General features: G+C 67.2%; 12 protein-coding genes and 3 pseudogenes. 8 read left to right on the top strand and 7 right to left on the bottom strand.

Going from position 1 to position 16410, the window contains the following annotated elements; all coding sequences use genetic code 11:
• Positions 1-62: 62 nt before the first annotated feature.
• A complete protein-coding gene (locus tag KSF81_RS13915; RefSeq protein WP_217379497.1) occupies positions 63-218 on the bottom strand; it encodes a hypothetical protein in 156 nt (51 codons plus the stop codon).
• Between the two features lie 54 nt (positions 219-272).
• Positions 273-992: a GNAT family N-acetyltransferase gene (locus KSF81_RS13910; RefSeq protein WP_217379496.1), complete on the bottom strand. Its 720-nt coding sequence runs from the start codon at positions 990-992 to the stop codon at positions 273-275.
• A gap of 120 nt (positions 993-1112) precedes the next feature.
• Between KSF81_RS13910 and KSF81_RS13905 the strand changes: the two are divergent.
• The 7 genes and pseudogenes from KSF81_RS13905 to KSF81_RS13880 all read left to right on the top strand — a co-directional run bounded on the left by KSF81_RS13905 (position 1113) and on the right by KSF81_RS13880 (position 8096).
• A pseudogene (locus KSF81_RS13905) lies at positions 1113-1950 on the top strand (ferredoxin--NADP reductase).
• A 146-nt stretch (positions 1951-2096) separates the two neighbouring features.
• Positions 2097-2405: pseudogene (locus KSF81_RS29695) on the top strand (twin-arginine translocation signal domain-containing protein); the annotation flags it as partial.
• 79 nt (positions 2406-2484) lie between these two features.
• Positions 2485-3243 (top strand): TRAP transporter substrate-binding protein, encoded by a 759-nt coding sequence (locus tag KSF81_RS13900; protein ID WP_254453517.1) that lies wholly within the window; start codon positions 2485-2487, stop codon positions 3241-3243.
• Between the two features lie 74 nt (positions 3244-3317).
• On the top strand, positions 3318-3965 hold the full coding sequence (locus KSF81_RS13895) for a TRAP transporter small permease subunit (protein ID WP_217379495.1): 648 nt from the start codon (positions 3318-3320) through the stop codon (positions 3963-3965).
• 7 nt (positions 3966-3972) lie between these two features.
• Positions 3973-5379, top strand: coding sequence for a TRAP transporter large permease subunit (locus KSF81_RS13890; RefSeq protein WP_217379494.1), 1407 nt, complete (start codon positions 3973-3975; stop codon positions 5377-5379).
• A gap of 9 nt (positions 5380-5388) precedes the next feature.
• Positions 5389-6093 carry a hypothetical protein gene (locus tag KSF81_RS13885; protein ID WP_217379493.1) on the top strand — a complete coding sequence of 235 codons (705 nt, stop codon included), beginning with the start codon at positions 5389-5391 and terminating at the stop codon, positions 6091-6093.
• Between the two features lie 296 nt (positions 6094-6389).
• Positions 6390-8096, top strand: a complete 1707-nt coding sequence (locus KSF81_RS13880; RefSeq protein WP_217379492.1) for an MFS transporter — start codon at positions 6390-6392, stop codon at positions 8094-8096.
• A gap of 66 nt (positions 8097-8162) precedes the next feature.
• On the opposite strand, the gene KSF81_RS13875 is transcribed toward KSF81_RS13880, so the two are convergent.
• The 4 genes and pseudogenes from KSF81_RS13875 to KSF81_RS13860 all read right to left on the bottom strand — a co-directional run bounded on the left by KSF81_RS13875 (position 8163) and on the right by KSF81_RS13860 (position 12709).
• On the bottom strand, positions 8163-8834 hold the full coding sequence (locus tag KSF81_RS13875; RefSeq protein WP_254453516.1) for a 3'-5' exonuclease: 672 nt from the start codon (positions 8832-8834) through the stop codon (positions 8163-8165).
• 158 nt (positions 8835-8992) lie between these two features.
• Positions 8993-10654, bottom strand: a pseudogene (locus tag KSF81_RS13870) (DUF294 nucleotidyltransferase-like domain-containing protein); the annotation flags it as partial.
• A gap of 52 nt (positions 10655-10706) precedes the next feature.
• Positions 10707-12404 (bottom strand): cation acetate symporter, encoded by a 1698-nt coding sequence (locus tag KSF81_RS13865; RefSeq protein WP_217379490.1) that lies wholly within the window; start codon positions 12402-12404, stop codon positions 10707-10709.
• Positions 12404-12709: a DUF485 domain-containing protein gene (locus tag KSF81_RS13860; RefSeq protein WP_217379489.1), complete on the bottom strand. Its 306-nt coding sequence runs from the start codon at positions 12707-12709 to the stop codon at positions 12404-12406. Before KSF81_RS13860 ends, KSF81_RS13865 begins: the two co-directional genes overlap by 1 nt.
• A gap of 245 nt (positions 12710-12954) precedes the next feature.
• Here KSF81_RS13860 and KSF81_RS13855 point away from each other — a divergent pair, with 245 nt between their 5' ends.
• Positions 12955-14859 (top strand): AMP-binding protein, encoded by a 1905-nt coding sequence (locus KSF81_RS13855; protein WP_217379488.1) that lies wholly within the window; start codon positions 12955-12957, stop codon positions 14857-14859.
• 6 nt (positions 14860-14865) lie between these two features.
• Here the strand turns inward: KSF81_RS13855 and KSF81_RS13850 are convergent, their stop codons facing one another.
• A complete protein-coding gene (locus tag KSF81_RS13850; protein ID WP_254453515.1) occupies positions 14866-16248 on the bottom strand; it encodes a nucleotide sugar dehydrogenase in 1383 nt (460 codons plus the stop codon).
• Between the last annotated feature and the right edge of the window lie 162 nt (positions 16249-16410).

Here is a 16410-nt window from a genome sequence, read left to right as displayed (position 1 = left end):
TTGGCGGCTCCATGTCGTTCCGGCGATGTCGCGCGCCTGGCCTGCCTTGGATTCGGCGCCTGTCAGGTGAGGCCCAACAGGGCCGTCTTGGTGGCCACTGCGGCCAACCCCGCCGCCACTGCTGCGATCGAGGCGCCGCGAGATGCCAGCGCGCCATAGGCAATCGCACCGATGATCAGTGCCCAGGCCGCAATTTCAGTCGCTTCGAGAACGAGCATCCGGGCCTCCCTGGGTTTGGATTACCTGAACGCAATGTAGGATTTAATTTTCTTTCATGAAAGGGCCTCGCGAAAGATTTCGCCGAGGGATCGCTTTGCCTGCCCATCCGGCCCGAAATTCGCATCATCCAGCCATGATGCGAGGGCGGCGCCCCGCGCCGGCCATTCCTCCGCCAGGATGGAGAACATGGCGGTGTCGCGCCGCCTGCCCTTGACCACCATATGCGCCCGGAGCGTACCCTCATAGGTGAAGCCCAGCCGTTCCGCGGCCCGGCGGGATGGTGCGTTCAAGGCGTTGCATTTCCAGAGCAGGCGCCGGTAGCCGAGATCGTCCATGGCATGGCGCATCAGCAGGGCCATCGCCTCGGTCGCCGCGCGGCTGCGCTGCATCCTTGGCCCGAACCAGATATTCCCGATCTCGATGGCGGCATTGCCGGGCTGGATGTCCATCAGCGTCAGCCAGCCATCGGCGGTGCCGCTGCGGTGCGGCCGCACCGCCCAGGCCATGGGGTCATGGGCGGTGGCGAAACCGCCGACGAAGCCGCGCAGCGCCGCCTCGGAGGCGAAGGGGCCGTAACCCAGATAGGCCCAGCTTGGATCGCCCGCCGGCGTCCCTGCCGCCGTCGCCTGCCAGAGTTCCGGCACATGGCGCGGATGCAGCGGTTCCAGATCCACCGACCGGCCGCGATGCGGCACCCGGGCCGGCAATGGGCGGGGGGTCGGATCGACCACCGGACCCAGCGGGAGGGTCTCGGCGGAGGCGGGATCGGGCATCATTCTGCTCCTGGCGCTGAAACGGCGGGGGCATCCTGCCCGGCCCCGGCGCCAGCGCAAACCGGGGTTGCGCAGAGTGATATTGCACTTTCCGCCGCGCCGCAGCATGTAGCCGGGCGCATGGACACCCTCGCCCCCGCTGCCGCCCCTGGCCCCGCCGGACCTGGCACCAGGCCCGCCATCCCCGCCGCCTTCTTTGGCGAGACGGTGACCTGGGTGCATCACTGGACCGAGTACCTGTTCTCCTTCCGCTGCACCCGGAGCGAGCAGTTCCGCTTCGTGGCCGGGCAATTTGCCATGATCGGGCTGATGGTCGAGGGCAAGCCGCTGGTCCGGGCCTATTCCCTGGTCAGCGCGCCCTGGGAGGAGGAACTGGAATTCCTCTCCATCAAGGTGCAGCACGGCCCCCCTCACCTCCCGGCTGCAGCATATCCGGCCGGGCGACACGGTGCTGATCGGCCGCAAGCCCACCGGCACGCTGCTGATCGAGAACCTGCTGCCGGGCAAGACCTTGTGGCTGCTGGCCACCGGCACCGGCCTCGCCCCCTTCATGAGCCTGATCCGCGAACCCGAGGTCTATGACCGCTTCGAGCGGGTGGTGGTGGCGCATACGGTGCGCGAGGCGCGGGAATTGGCCTACCGGGAGGTGATCTCGAAGGACCTGCCGGCGCATGAATTCCTGGGCGAGATGGTCGCGGGCAAGCTGCTCTACTACCCCAGCGTGACGCGCGAGCCCTTCCCGACCCAGGGTCGCATCACGACGCTGATCGAGAGCGGCCGCATCTTCGCCGATCTCGGCCTGCCGCCCCTCTCGGCCGAGCATGACCGGGTGATGCTCTGCGGTTCCGAGGCGATGAATGCCGATGTCGGGGCGCTACTGGAAGCCCGCGGCTTCCAGGAGGGGTCCAACAGCGCCCCGGGCACCTATGTCGTCGAGAAAGCCTTCGTGACCAAGTAACCGCGCCGGTTTCTTTCCGCACTTCTTGCGCCGCCGGCATAATTGGGCGTTGCCATTCATCGCGCCGGTCGTTTATTTCGGACTGTGGTGAAGCCACGGCGGCGGGTTGGCTGCAACGCCGCGCAATCCTTGTCTGGGAGAAACGAATGTCGCAGGAAACCAACCCGGCCTCGGGCCGTCGTGGCCTGCTGAAGGCTGCCGCGGTGGGCGGTGCCGGTGCGGCGGTGCTGGCAACCCCGAATGTCAGCCGCGCCCAGACGGCGGTCCTCCGCTTCCAGTCCACCTGGCCGCAGCGCGACATCTTCCATGAATATGCCCAGGATTATGTCAGCCGGGTGAATGCCATGGCGGGCGGCCGCCTGCGGCTGGAACTGCTCGCCGCCGGGGCGGTGGTCGGCGCTTTCCAGCTTCTGGATGCGGTCTCCGCCGGCACGCTGGATGGCGGCCATGGCGTCTCCGCCTATTGGTTCGGCAAGAACAAGGCATTCAGCCTGTTCGGCACCACGCCCCCCCTGGTTCGGCGACGCCAACCAGTTGCTCGGCTGGTTCTACTACGGCGGCGGCGAGGCCCTGTACAAGGAGTTGCTGGGCGACGTCCTGAAGGTGAATGCGGTGGGCTTCCTGACCGGCCCGATGCCGACCCAGCCGCTTGGCTGGTTCAAGCAGGCGATCGAGCGGCCGGAGCAGATCCGCGGCCTGAAATACCGCACCGTGGGCCTTGCGACGGACCTGTTCCAGGAGATGGGAGCCGCCGTCGTCTCGCTGCCGGGCGGCGAAATCGTGCCGGCGCTGGAGCGCGGCGTGATCGATGGCGCCGAGTTCAACAACCCCTCCTCCGACCGCATCCTCGGCTTTCCCGACGTTGCCAAGACCTACATGATCCAGAGTTACCACCAGCGGGTGGAGTGCTTCGAGATCCTGTTCAACAAGGGCAAGTACGAAGGGCTGCCGGCCGAGCTGCAGGCGCTGCTCCGCCACACCTCCGAAGCCTGTTCCGCCGATATGAGCTGGAAGCTGCAGGACCGCTACTCGAAGGACCTGCTGGCCATGGCGCAGCAGCAGGGCGTGAATGTCCGCTCCACGCCGCGACCGGTGCTGGATGCCCAGTTGCAGGCCTGGGACCGGGTGATCGCGCGGCTGGAGGGTGACAATTCCTCCCCCGTCAATGGCCCCTTCTTCAAGAAGATCTGCGACAGCCAGCGCGACTGGTGCCGGCGCGTCGGCAATTTCTTCCTGCGCTATGAGGCAAGCCCGGTCGTTTCCTACAACCACTTCTTCGCCCGGCAGGGCTGAGTCCAGCCGACGCGGCCCCGCCGCCCATGAGCGGGCGGCGGGGTTTGCGTATCCGGGCAACGGGGGAACCTCGCATGCAGCGCCTGCTGCTCGGCATCGACCGGCTCAGCACGATCGTCGGCCAGACCTTCGCATGGTGCATCCTGCTGCTGACCGGCGTCGTGGTCTATGAAGTCGTCGCCCGCTACGTCTTCCGGGCACCGACCGATTGGGGATACGACGTCTCCTATATCCTCTACGGCACGCTGTTCATGATGGCCGGGGCCTATACGCTGGCGCGCAATGGCCATGTCCGGGGAGATTTCCTGTACCGCAACTTCCCGCCCAGGCGACAGGCTTGGTTCGACCTGGTCCTTTATATCCTGTTCTTCTTCCCGGGAATCTTCGCCTTCATGATCTCGGGCTGGCACTTCTTCGCCGATAGCTTCCGGCAGAACGAGCGCAGCATGTTCAGCCCCTCCGGACCGGTGATCTGGCCCTTCAAATTCCTGATCCCCGTGGTCGGTGTCCTGCTGCTGCTGCAGGGCCTGGCCGAGGTGGTGCGCTGCATCCGTTGCATCCGCGAAGGCACCTGGCCGCAGCGGCTCTCGGATGTCGAGGAGCTGGAACAGCAGATCCTCTCGGCGGCCGCCGAGAAGGACCCCGAGGAACTGGCGCGGGAGATCGCGCGGAGCGGCCATATCCCCGGCGAGCGCGCCGGCGACGAACACACCGGACGGTAGGACCCCGATGAGCGACGGCGCACTGGGGCTCACCCAGCTTTTTCTCTTCCTCTTCTTCATCATGCTGGGCTTCCCCATCGCCTTCACCCTCATGGCGATGGGTCTGTTCTTCGGCTATCTCGGCATGGGCGACCGCATCTTCGACCTGCTGGTGCAGCGCACCTATGCCATCATGGCAAACGACGTGCTGATCAGCGTGCCGCTCTTCGTCTTCATGGGCTACATCATAGAGCGGGCGAATATCCTGGACCGGCTGTTCCGCAGCCTCCAGATGGCGAGCGGCAATATCCCCGGCAGCCTCGCCGTTGCCACCCTCGCCACCTGCGCGCTCTTCGCGACCGCCACGGGCATCGTCGGCGCGGTGGTGACGCTGATGGGGCTGCTGGCCCTGCCGCCCATGCTGCGCGCGGGCTATGACGTGAAGCTGGCCACCGGGGTGATCGCCGCGGGCGGCTGCCTCGGCATCCTGATCCCGCCCTCGATCATGCTGATCCTCTATGGGGCGACCGCAGGCGTATCGGTGGTGCAGCTCTATGCCGCGGCCTTCATCCCGGGCGTGATGCTGGCCGGCCTCTATATCGTCTATGCCATGGGCATCGCGCTGGTGAAGCCCTCGGTCGCGCCGCGCCTGCCGCCGGAGGAGGTGAACATCCCCTTCGCCGCCATCCTGTTCTCGCTCGTCACCTCCTTCATCCCGCTCGCGGCGCTGATCGGCCTGGTGCTCGGCGCGATCCTGATGGGGCTGGCGACGCCTTCGGAAGCGGCGGCCATGGGCTCGCTCGGCTCCATCCTGCTGGCCATCGCCTATCGCAGCTTCACCTTCGGCAAGCTGCGGGAGAGCGTGTTCCTCACCGCCCGCACCAGCGCCATGGTGTGCTGGCTCTTCGTGGGTTCGGCGATCTTCTCCTCGGTCTTCGGCTATCTCGGCGGCCAGGCGCTGGTGGAGGAATTCTTCAAGTCCCTGCCGCTCAACAGCTTCACCTTCATGGTGCTGGCCCAGGCGCTGATCTTCGTGCTCGGCTGGCCGCTGGAATGGACCGAGATCATCGTGATCTTCGTGCCGATCTTCCTGCCGCTGCTGGATGATTTCGGCGTGGACCCGCTGTTCTTCGGGGTGATGATCGCGCTGAACCTGCAGACCAGCTTCCTCTCGCCCCCCGTGGCCATGGCCGCCTTCTACCTGAAGGGGGTGGCGCCGAAGCATGTGCGGCTGGAGCAGATCTTTGCGGGCTGCATGCCCTTCATCTACATCGTCCTGTTCTGCATGGCCTGCGTCTATGTCTTCCCCGGCCTCGTCACCTGGTTGCCGGACCAGCTCTATGGTGGTGCCGGTGGCGAGCCGACCTTGCAGATGGACGCTCCACCGGCCGGCGGCTTCCAGGAGGAAGAGGTCATGCTGCCACCGCTGAACTAGGTGCCGCGCATGGATGCCTCGCTCTGCGACACCGTGGCGGGCTGGCTGGCGGAGGCGCTGGAAACCGGCAACCCGCTCGCCCCGCTGCCGGCGGCCGCCATGCCGCCGAGCCTGCGGGATGGCCAGCGCATCGCGGCACAGGTGCTGGAGGCGCTGGGCCTGGTCCCCTGCGGATTCCGCCTCACCCCCGGGCCGGCCGGCGCGATGGTGCCGGGCCCAGTGCTGGAAGGGCGGCTGCTGCCGGACGGCGCCAGCATCGCCCTCGCCGCGCTGCGCCACCCCGCCGTGGCGCCGGCGGTCCTTGGTGTCCTGGCCAAGGATCTGGCGCCCGAGGAAGAGGCACCACCCGTCTTCGCCAGCCTGCACCCGGCGCTCGACATCGCAGCCTGGCGGCTGCGCGACCAGCCGCTGAGCGCCCCGCTGGCAGCGGCCGATCTCGGCGGCCATGGGCTGCTGGTCGCCGGGCGGGGAAAGCGGCTGGAACCGGTACCGCTGCGGGTTGGCTTCGGACCGGCCACGCTGCGCCGGCGTGGTGTCGAGACCGACATTCCGGCCGCCCTCGGGAAGGCAGCGGAGGTGGCGCGGGAGGCCGGCGGGCTGCCCAGCGGCGCGGTACTGGTCGCCGTGCTGGCTCCGGCCCTGACACCGGAGGCTGGGTTGGAGATCTCCGCCTCCTTCGGGGCGCTCGGCCGGGTGCGGGCGCGCTTCGCCTGAGCCTGCGGTCGACCCTGCCCGCGGGATGTTGCTGCGCAGCAAAATCCGATACGGCGCAAAAATGACGGATTCGGGTTCCGCAGCAGCAACAATGGGATTGACGATACTGTGCCGTTTTAACGAGTGTGGTGTTGCCGCGATCGTGCCGGATTCCCTCCGGGAAGTTGGTGCAGCGTGGCCAGGCTGCCGCACCGGTCCGCCGGGCGGCCAAGGACCGGCACCCGGAATTCCGGCGACAGGGGCGAGGAATGGCGACGCAAAGCGCGATACCAACGTCAGACAAGCAGGTTCGCTCGATGACCCGCGAGGAGAGGAAGGTCATTGTCGCCTCCTCGCTCGGCACAGTCTTCGAATGGTATGATTTCTACCTCTATGGCTCGCTGGCCACGATCATCGGTGCGAAATTCTTCGGCCAATACCCGGAGGCCACGCGCAACATCTTCGCCTTGCTTGCCTTCGCAGCGGGCTTCCTGGTGCGGCCCTTCGGGGCACTGGTCTTCGGCCGCCTCGGCGACCTGGTGGGCCGGAAATACACCTTCCTCATCACCATCATGATCATGGGCAGTTCGACCTTCCTGGTCGGTGTCCTGCCCACCTCGGACCAGATCGGCATCGCCGCGGCCGTCATCCTGATCGCGCTCCGCCTGCTGCAGGGCTTGGCGCTGGGAGGCGAGTATGGCGGAGCCGCGACCTATGTGGCCGAGCATGCGCCACAGGGCCGCCGCGGCTTCTACACCTCCTGGATCCAGACCACCGCGACCATGGGCCTGTTCCTGTCACTGCTGGTGATCCTGTTCACGCAGGAGGCCATCGGCCGCGAGGCCTTCGCCGATTGGGGCTGGCGCATTCCCTTTCTGGTCTCGATCGTCCTGCTCGGCATCTCGGTCTGGATCCGGCTGCAGTTGCAGGAAAGCCCGGCCTTCAAGAAGATGAAGGCGGAAGGCACCGGCTCCAAGGCCCCGCTGTCGGAAGCCTTCGGCCAGTGGAAGAATGCGAAGATCGCGCTGATCGCCCTGCTCGGCCTCGTCGCCGGGCAGGGTGTGGTCTGGTACACTGGCCAGTTCTATGCGCTGTTCTTCCTCCAGTCACTGCTCAAGGTGGACAGCTACACCGCCAACCTGCTGATCGCCTGGTCCCTGGTCATCGGCACCGGTGGCTTCGTCCTGTTCGGCTGGCTGTCGGACAAGATCGGCCGCAAGCCGATCATCCTGGCCGGCTGCCTGATTGCGGCCGCGACCTACTTCCCGCTGTTCAAGGGACTGACGGCCACCGCCAACCCGGCCCTGCACCAGGCGCAGCAGAGCGTGCAGGTGTTGGTGAGCGCGCATCCGGAGAACTGCTCCTTCCAGTTCAACCCGACTGGCACGGCGCAATTCACCTCCGCCTGCGACATCGCCAAGGCCACCCTCGCCCGCCTCTCGGTCAACTACGAGCAGCAGGAGGCGCCGCCCGGCGCCGTCGCCTCGGTGCGCGTCGGCGATCGCGTGGTGCAGGCCTTCGAGGCCAGCGAGATCAGCGCGCAGGAGCGCAGGGCGGAAACCGCGCGCTTCAACCGCGAGCTGGGCGAGGCCATCACCGCCGCGGGCTACCCGCCGGCCGCCAATCCGTCGGTCGTGAAGATGTCGCACCCCTTCGACATCTTCCGGGGCCAGCCCTTCTCGGTCATCATGATCCTGACGCTGCTGGTGGTCTACGTGACCATGGTCTACGGCCCGATCGCAGCGGCGCTGGTCGAGCTCTTCCCGACACGCATCCGCTACAGCGCGATGTCGCTGCCCTATCATATCGGCAATGGCTGGTTCGGTGGCCTGCTGCCCGCGACCTCCTTCGCCATCGTGGCGCAGACCGGCAACATCTACTCCGGCCTCTGGTACCCCATCGTGATCGCGCTGATGACGGTCGTCATCGGCCTGATCTTCGTGCCGGAAACCAAGGACCGCGACATCTTCGCCGAGGACATGGCGGAGGCGCCGCGGGAACGGCCGGCCAGCGCCTCCATCTGAGGCACCGGCCCGGAATGGCGCCGGAGGGGCAACCCTCCGGCGCTTTTTCTTGGATGCCCATGGCTGCTACCCACCCGTCGGTGGTGGCAGCCCCTGCCCCTCTCGCTCGCGGCGGATGCGGGCGCCGCGTTCCTTCATGTCCCGCAATCCCAGATACATCATGGCCGCCATGACCGCGTCGTTCAGCGCATCATGCTGCTCCAGCGGCGGGATGCCGAGATCACGAAGAATGGCGGCAAAGCTCAGGTCGAAACTCGTGCCTGGTGGCGCATTGCCGTATTTGCGGTCGTAGTAGAGCTTGGAGACCTCGATCTGGCGGTTGGGGAGCCTGGTCTGGATCAGGTCCATCGCGTATTTGTCGAGCATCCGTACATCGAAGCCGATGTAGTAGCCGACCAGCGGCCGGCCACCGATGAAGCGCAGCAATTCGGGCAGGACCCGGCGCATGGGGCTGGCGCCCTGCACATCCCGCTCCCGCAACCGGTGCACCTTGATGCTGTCCGAACGCGGCGCGGCCTCCGGCCGGATCAGCGCCTCGAAACGCTCGCTGGTCAGGATGCGGCGCCCCTGGATCCGCACCGCCGCCACCGCCACGATCTCGTCGCTGCGCGGGTTGAGGCCGGTGGTCTCGCAATCGAGCGATACCGCCTCATCCGGGGGGCTGGGGCGGAAAAGGAATTTGTAGGAATGGTCGGCGAGCGTCGCGCGGTAGAACAGCCGCCACAACGCGCCGCGCATCGCTCAGAAAGCCCCGAGATTGTAGCGGTTGCGGATGATCTCGCGGAACTGCCGCACGATCCGCAGCGCATCCCGCAGGATGTCACGGTCGGCCGAAGACATGCGGCTCGGCCGCACCATCGCCTCGCGCTCCACATTGCCGCGCCTGACCGCTTCCACTGGGAGCGCAGGCGATAGGCCATGAAGACGCGGAGCGCGCTGATCAGTTCCTGGCCGAATTCCGGCGCGAAGGCTCCCGCCTCGACCAGCGCCTGGATGCGCCCGGCGGTGGAGGTGGCCAGGACACCACGGTCCATCGCCATGGTGCGGATACCATGCACGATCGGAAAGATGCCGGCCTTCTTGATGTCGATCTCGTCGGTGCCCACGCCCACCGTCACCATCAGCGTGCTCAGCACGCCGAGATCGGGCGTATCGAAGGTTTCGATCAGATGCGCGAAGCGGGCCAGGAGCGCCTGCTCGCCCCGCATCATCTCGATGAGCGCGACTTTCGCGCGCGCCAGCAATGCCGCCTGCCCTGCCACCGCGACGGCATCGAAGAAGATGGCGAGGTTCATCGCCCCTTCCGGCTGGCGCTCCAGCACCCAGCGGCGGAGTTGCCGGATCATCCCCTCCACCGGCTGCGACCAGATGGGATTGCGGACCATGACCTTGCCGGGACAGGGCGGAAAGCCGAACCGCTCCAACGCGGCGGAGAAGGCTTCGCGGAAGGCGCCGATCTCCGCCTCCGGCACCGGCTGCGCCAGCAACAGCGCGTTGTCCTGGTCGGTGCGGACGGTCTGTTCGCCGCGCCCTTCGCTGCCCATCAGCAGCAGGCAGCCATGCTCCCGGATGGAGGGCGGCGCCAGCAGGCCGAACAGCTTCACGAAGAGGCGGCGGTTGAGGTCGGAGGTGATCTCGGCGATCGCCTCCACCTTCACGCCCTGGCGGTGCAGCCGCTCCACCTGGGCCTGGATCGCCCGGGCCGGGGCGGCCAGTTCCTCCAGGTCGCGGGCGCGGTCGATCCGGCCGGGGATAAGCTGGGAATTGCCGGCGACCAGGCCAAGGATGTCGATATCCTCCAGAAAGCCGGCGAATTCCCCATTCCGCCGCACCGCGACACGGCGCTTGTCGTGCCGGGTCATCTGCAGCAGCGCCTCGAAGATGAAGTCCTCGGCATCGACCGAGATCACGTCGAAATGGCACACCTCCCGCACCGGGGTTTCCAGCGGCAGGCGCCGCAGCACCGCGGCCTTGGAGAGGTTCATGCCGGTGATCACGCCGGTGCGGGCACCGTCCCGGACGAAGAGCACATTGCAGCCGCTCTCGGCCATGCGGTGGCCGGCCTGCTCCATCGTTGCATCGGCATCGATGAAGACGGCGGCACCGTGATTGGCCTCGCGCACCCGGGCCCGCAGCACGCTCTCCACGCCCTCCAGCCGGTGCGCACTGGCGAAGGCATCCAGCTTCTCGGAGATCTCGGAATAGAAGAAGGCGGCGAAGGCAGGGTTGCGGGCAATCAGGCCGAGGATGAGCGGCTTCGGAATGAGGTAGCAGAGCGTCTCCTCGCCGGCGGTGAAGACCTCGCCGGCGGCGCCATGCACCAGGGCGCGGCTGTCGAAACTGTCCTTCGGGCCGAGCACGGCATTCAGGACGCCGCCATCCCGCGCCTCGACCGAGCCCTTGATAATGACATGCAGTTGCTCGGACTGGCTGCCATGCGCCAGGATGATCTCCCCTGGGCTGAAGTAACCGATATCGAGGGCGGCGCGGACCTCCTCGATCTCCTGCTGGGTCAGCCGGTCGAAGGGCGGGTTATGCGCGTCGAAGCCGCTCGGCATGGCGAAAAATTGCAGGCGGGCGGAGCTGGAGACGGCCCCGCCCGCAGGCCCTTCAGTGCAGGTGGGCGGAGGCGGCGCCGATGCCGGTCTCCGATCGCACGTATTGCGCGTCGTAGGAGGCGATTTCGGCGCGCGCCCGCTGGCTGGCATCGGCCTTGGAGACCAGCCAGATGCCGGCGAAGGCGAGGGTCATGGAGAAGAGCGCCGGGTTGTCATAGGGGAACAGCGCCTGCGGAAACCCGAAGGTCTGCACCCAGACCGCCTTGGACAGCACCACCATCACCACCGCGCTGATCAGCCCGAGGAAGCCGCCCCACATCGCGCCGCGCGTGGTGCAGCCCTTCCACATCGTGCTCATCAGCAGGACGGGAAAGTTACAGCTCGCCGCCACCGCGAAGGCGAGGCCCACCATGAAGGCGACGTTCTGGTTCTCGAAGACATAGCCGAGCACGATGGCGACGATGCCGATGAAAACGGCGGTGGTCTTCGAGATATTGACCTCCTTGCGTTCATTGGCGCGGCCGCGGGCGATCACCTCGGCATAGAGGTCATGGCTCACCGCCGAGGCGCCCGAGAGCGTCAGCCCGGCCACCACGGCGAGGATGGTCGCGAAGGCCACTGCCGAGATGAAGCCCAGGAAAAGGCTGCCGCCCACCGCATTGGCCAGGTGGATCGCCGCCATGTTGGTGCCGCCTATCAGGCCGCCCACCTTGTTGATCACGCCGCCCACCCCCGCCGTGTAGTAGGCCGGATCGGTCATCAGGAAGGTGATGGCGCCAAAGCCGATGATGAAGGTGAGGATGTAGAAATAGGCGATGAAGCCGGTGGCGTAGAAGACCGATTTACGTGCCGCCCGCGCATCCGAGACCGTGAAGAAGCGCATCAGGATATGCGGCAGCCCGGCCGTCCCGAACATCAGCGCCAGGCCCAGCGAGATGGTGGAGATCGGATCGGCCACCAGCCCGCCCGGCGCCATGATGGCATCGCCCTTGGGATGGACCGCCACCGCCTCGGCGAACATCCGCTCGGGATTGAAGCCGAACTGCCAGAGCACCGCGAGCGCCATGAAGGTGGCGCCGGCCAGCAGCAGGCAGGCCTTGATGATCTGCACCCAGGTCGTGGCCTTCATGCCGCCGAAGGCGACATAGACGATCATCAGCGCGCCGACGATCACCACGGCATAGAGGTAGTCGAGTCCGAACAGGAGCTGGATCAGCTTCCCCGCGCCGACCATCTGCGCGATCAGGTAGAAGGCCACCACCACCAGGGTGCCGGTCGCCGACAGGATGCGGATCTGCGTCTGGTCCAGCCGGAAGGAGGCGACATCGGCAAAGGTGAATTTGCCGAGGTTCCGCAGCCGCTCGGCAATCAGGAACAGCACGATCGGCCAGCCCACCAGGAAGCCGATGGAATAGATCAGCCCGTCGAAGCCGCTGGCAAAGACCAGGCCGGAAATGCCGAGGAAGCTCGCAGCCGACATGTAGTCGCCGGCGATCGCCAGGCCGTTCTGGAAGCCGGTGATGCCACCGCCGGCCGCGTAAAAATCCGCGGCTGACTTGCTAGAGGCTGCGGCCCTGTAGGTGATGACCAGGGTGCCGGCGACGAAGAGCAGGAACATGACGATGGCCGCCAGGTTCAGCCCCTGCTTCTCCACCGCGCCTTCGATGGCACCGGCCGCGAGTGCCGTGCCGAGCGCTCCCGCCCCGCCAAGCATGGCGGCGGCGAGCGGCAGCGTGAATCGCCCGCGCATCAGGAAAGCTCCTTCGTCAGGTCGCGGGTCAGGTCGTCGAAGCGGGTATTGGCCCGATGGACATAGATGCCGGTCAGCAGGAAGGCCGAAACGATCACCACCAGTCCCAGCACGATGCCGAGCGAGGTGACGCCGCCGCCGATCTTCATCGCCATCAGGTCATGCGCGAAGGCGACCAGCAGGATGAAGCCGAGATAGATGACCAGCATGATCACCGCCAGCGTCCAGGCGAAGCCTGACCGGGTGCGGACGAGTTCCTGGAATTTCGGGTTGCCCAGAACTCTGCGGTAGGCACCATCTGCCATAAGCGAGCCTTCCCTTGCAGCGGCCAAGCCTTGCCGGCCTGGCCTGGTGACGCGGTGGAGGGCCGCTGCGGGCCTCGGCCCACCCTTGCTACCACCAGGGTGACGCCGCATTGATCATGCGCAAAGCAGCTTACGTTCACGGGTTGTTTACTGTTCCCCGTCGGGGCTGATGCGCCGCTACAGCCCGCTTGTGGCGGCCGGACGGGCTTGCCACGCTAAGGAACGAGGGATCGGGGAGAGCCATCATGGAGGGCCGCACCGGCGCAAGCCGCTACGACGAAACCTATGCCGCCTGGCAACGCGACCCGAATGCCTTCTGGGCGGAGGCGGCGCGCGGCATCGACTGGGAAACCCCGCCGGCCCGGGTCTTTGACCCCGGGCTCGGCGTCTATGGCCTGTGGTTTCCGGGCGGCCGGTTGAATACCTGCCACAATGCGGTGGACCGCCATGTCGCGGCCGGGCGCGGCGAGCAGGCCGCGATCATCTATGACAGCCCAATGGCCGGGCGGGTCGAGCGCATCAGCTACGGCCAATTGCTGCAGCGCGTGGCGAAGCTGGCGGGGGCGCTTGCGGCGCTCGGCGTGGGCGCCGGCGACCGGGTGGTGATCTACCTGCCGATGGTGCCGGAGGCGCCGATCGCCATGCTGGCCTGCGCCAGGCTGGGCGCGGTGCATTCCGTGGTCTTCGGTGGCTTCGCGGCGGCCGAGCTTGCGGCCCGCATCGCGGATGCGAAGCCGAGAGTGGTGGTCTCGGCCTCCTGCGGATTGGAGCCGGGACGCGTCGTGGCCTACAAGCCGCTGCTGGATGCGGCGATCGACCTCTCGCCACACAAGCCGGACGCCTGCCTGATCCTGCAACGCCCCGAGGCCACGGCGGCACTGAAGCCCGGCCGCGACCACGACCTGCTGGAGGCCGAGGCTGCCGCCGCACCGCATCCCTGCGTGCCGGTGGCGGCGACCGATCCGCTCTATATCCTCTATACCAGCGGCACGACGGGAAAGCCCAAGGGCATCCTCCGCGACAATGGCGGCCATGCGGTGGCGCTGTGGAACTCCATGCGCATGGTCTATGGCGTCGGCGCCGGCGATGTCTTCTGGGCGGCTTCCGATGTCGGCTGGGTGGTGGGGCACAGCTACATCGTCTATGCGCCGCTGCTCGCCGGCTGCACCACCGTGCTCTATGAGGGCAAGCCGGTCGGCACGCCGGATGCCGGTGCCTATTGGCGGGTCTGCGCCGAGCATGGGGTGAAGGTGCTGTTCACCGCGCCCACCGCCATCCGCGCCATCAAGAAGGAAGACCCGCAGGGCAGGCTGCTGGCGCGATACGACCTCTCGGCACTGGAGGCGCTGTTCCTCGCGGGCGAGCGCTGCGACCCCGCCACCGCCCTCTGGTCCGCCGAATTGCTGGGCAAGCCGGTGGTGGACCATTGGTGGCAGACCGAGACGGGCTGGACCATCACCGGCGGCTTCCGTGGCCTCGGCCTCTTCCCGATGCGCCCGGGCTCCGGCGGCAAGGCGGCGCCTGGCTATGAGGTGGTGGCACTGGACGAGGCCGGGCAGCCGGCGCCGCCCGGGCAGATCGGCAGCCTCGCGGTGCGGCTGCCCCTGCCGCCCTCCTGCCTGCCGACGCTCTGGCATGCCGATGGCCGGTTCCGCGAAAGCTATCTCGATGCCTTCCCCGGCTACTACAACAGCGGCGATGCCGGGATGGTGGATGCGGAGGGCTATGTCTGGGTCATGTCCCGCACCGACGACATCATCAACGTCGCCGGCCACCGCCTGAGCACCGGCGCCATGGAGGAAGTGCTGGCGAGCCACCCGGATGTGGCGGAATGCGCCGTGGTGGGCGTGAAGGACAGCCTGAAGGGCCAGGTGCCGCTCGGCCTGGTGGTGCTGAAAGCCGGCGTGACCCGGAGCGAGGCGGAGATCACCCAAGACCTCATTGGCATGGTGCGCGACCGCATCGGCCCGGTGGCAGCCTTCAAGGATGCGCAGGTGGTGTCGCGGCTGCCCAAGACCCGCAGCGGCAAGATCCTGCGCGGCACTCTGCGCAAGATCGCGGATGGCGAGGAGTATGTGGTGCCACCCACCATCGACGACCCGGCCATCCTCGACGAGATGGAGGGCACGCTGCGCGCCGCGATGCGCTGAACGGAGTCATGCCTTGACGATACTGGCGCCCGTCAGGCCCAGCCGGGCGCAGACATTGCGGGTGTCCACCACCAGCCGAGACTCCGCCACCAGCATGGCGTAGTCCACCGCGTCATGGTCGGTGGCGATCAGCGCCGCGTCATGTGCCCGGAGCGCCGCCGCCGACCAGCCGATGGAGCTGCGGCCGGCCAAGCCCGGATGCTCCGGCAGGTTCGGGACGCAGGGCACCAGCGGGTCGAAGTAGCTGGCCGTGGCACCGCGTGCTTCCAGCAATTCCATCAGCCGCAGCGCCGGGCTTTCCCGCACATCATCCAGGTTCCGCTTGTAGCCGAGCCCCAGCACAAGGATGCGGCTTCCCTTGAGGCCGCGCTGCTGCCCCGCATCCAGCGCTTGCACCAGCCGGTCCAGCACGTAATGCGGCATGGCGGTATTGATCTCGCCCGCCAGTTCCACGAATCGGGTGGAGACGCCATGCGCCCGTGCCTTCCAGGTCAGGTAGAAGGGGTCGATCGGGATGCAGTGGCCGCCCAGGCCCGGGCCAGGCCAGAAGGGCATGTAGCCGAAGGGCTTGGTGCCCGCCGCCTCGATCACCTTCCACACATCGATGCCCATGGCGCCGTAGACCAGCTTCAGCTCATTCACCAGGGCGATGTTGACGGCGCGGAAGACGTTTTCGGTGAGCTTCACCGCCTCCGCCGTCTCCAGGCTGTCCACCGGCACGGTGCGGTCCACCACGGCGCCGTAGAGCGCAAGCGCCACATGGAGGGATGCCGCATCCGCGCCGCCCACCACCTTCGGGATGCCGGCGGTGCGGAACTCGGCATTGCCGGGGTCCTCACGCTCCGGCGAATAGGCGAAGAAGAAGTCGCGGCCGCAGGTAAGGCCGGTGGCCTCCAGGATCGGCAGCACCACCTCACGGCTGGTGCCCGGATAGGTGGTGGATTCCAGCACGATCAACTGGCTCGGCCGAAGATGCCGGGCGATCTGCCGTGCCGCCGCCTCCACACAGGCAAGGTCCGGCTCGCGGTGCCGGCCGAGCGGGGTTGGCACGCAGATCAGGATCGCATCGGCCGCCGCCAAGCCGGCGCAATCCACCGCCACCTCGAAACGGCCGAGGCGCTGCACGACCCGCAGCGCTTCCCCCGATATCTGGCGCATCGGACTTTCGCCGACGGCGAGGCGGCCGATCTTCTCCGCATCGGTATCGAGGCCGATCGTGGCGAAGCCGGCGCCAGCCACAGCCAGCGCGAGCGGCAGGCCGACATGGCCGAGCCCCATCACTGCAACCTTCGCCGTCCGGTTCTGGAAACCTCGCGCCAGGGCGTCGCAGTCGGATGGCGCCCCGGCGAGGGCCGTGAAACCACCGGGCCGTTCCATCGCATCCAGCATGCAAGGATAATCGCGTGAGCCTGCCCGCGAATCAATCCTCAATAGAATATCATGCGGATTTCTCGCGCCGAGGCTGCCATCCGGCCACCCGCCCGCTCTGGACAGCATGTCAGGCCGGACTTAGGACAGAACCCGTTCATGAGGCTTCCGGGCGGCCGCACA

It is taken from the genome of Siccirubricoccus sp. G192 (assembly GCF_019084075.1).
Taxonomy (GTDB): Bacteria; Pseudomonadota; Alphaproteobacteria; order Acetobacterales; family Acetobacteraceae; genus G192.
The sequence above is the reverse complement of the archived record's forward strand: the minus strand, read 5'-3'. Positions and strand labels throughout refer to the sequence as shown.

What these genes read in the sequence shown, in the direction of transcription:
- KSF81_RS13915 (WP_217379497.1), bottom strand. Translation starts at nt 218, where the DNA reads ATGCTCGTTCTCGAAGCGACTGAAATTGCGGCCTGGGCACTGATCATC.
- KSF81_RS13910 (WP_217379496.1), bottom strand. Translation starts at nt 992, where the DNA reads ATGCCCGATCCCGCCTCCGCCGAGACCCTCCCGCTGGGTCCGGTGGTC.
- KSF81_RS13895 (WP_217379495.1), top strand. Translation starts at nt 3,318, where the DNA reads ATGCAGCGCCTGCTGCTCGGCATCGACCGGCTCAGCACGATCGTCGGC.
- KSF81_RS13890 (WP_217379494.1), top strand. Translation starts at nt 3,973, where the DNA reads ATGAGCGACGGCGCACTGGGGCTCACCCAGCTTTTTCTCTTCCTCTTC.
- KSF81_RS13885 (WP_217379493.1), top strand. Translation starts at nt 5,389, where the DNA reads ATGGATGCCTCGCTCTGCGACACCGTGGCGGGCTGGCTGGCGGAGGCG.
- KSF81_RS13880 (WP_217379492.1), top strand. Translation starts at nt 6,390, where the DNA reads ATGACCCGCGAGGAGAGGAAGGTCATTGTCGCCTCCTCGCTCGGCACA.
- KSF81_RS13875 (WP_254453516.1), bottom strand. Translation starts at nt 8,834, where the DNA reads ATGCGCGGCGCGTTGTGGCGGCTGTTCTACCGCGCGACGCTCGCCGAC.
- KSF81_RS13865 (WP_217379490.1), bottom strand. Translation starts at nt 12,404, where the DNA reads ATGCGCGGGCGATTCACGCTGCCGCTCGCCGCCGCCATGCTTGGCGGG.
- KSF81_RS13860 (WP_217379489.1), bottom strand. Translation starts at nt 12,709, where the DNA reads ATGGCAGATGGTGCCTACCGCAGAGTTCTGGGCAACCCGAAATTCCAG.
- KSF81_RS13855 (WP_217379488.1), top strand. Translation starts at nt 12,955, where the DNA reads ATGGAGGGCCGCACCGGCGCAAGCCGCTACGACGAAACCTATGCCGCC.
- KSF81_RS13850 (WP_254453515.1), bottom strand. Translation starts at nt 16,248, where the DNA reads ATGCTGGATGCGATGGAACGGCCCGGTGGTTTCACGGCCCTCGCCGGG.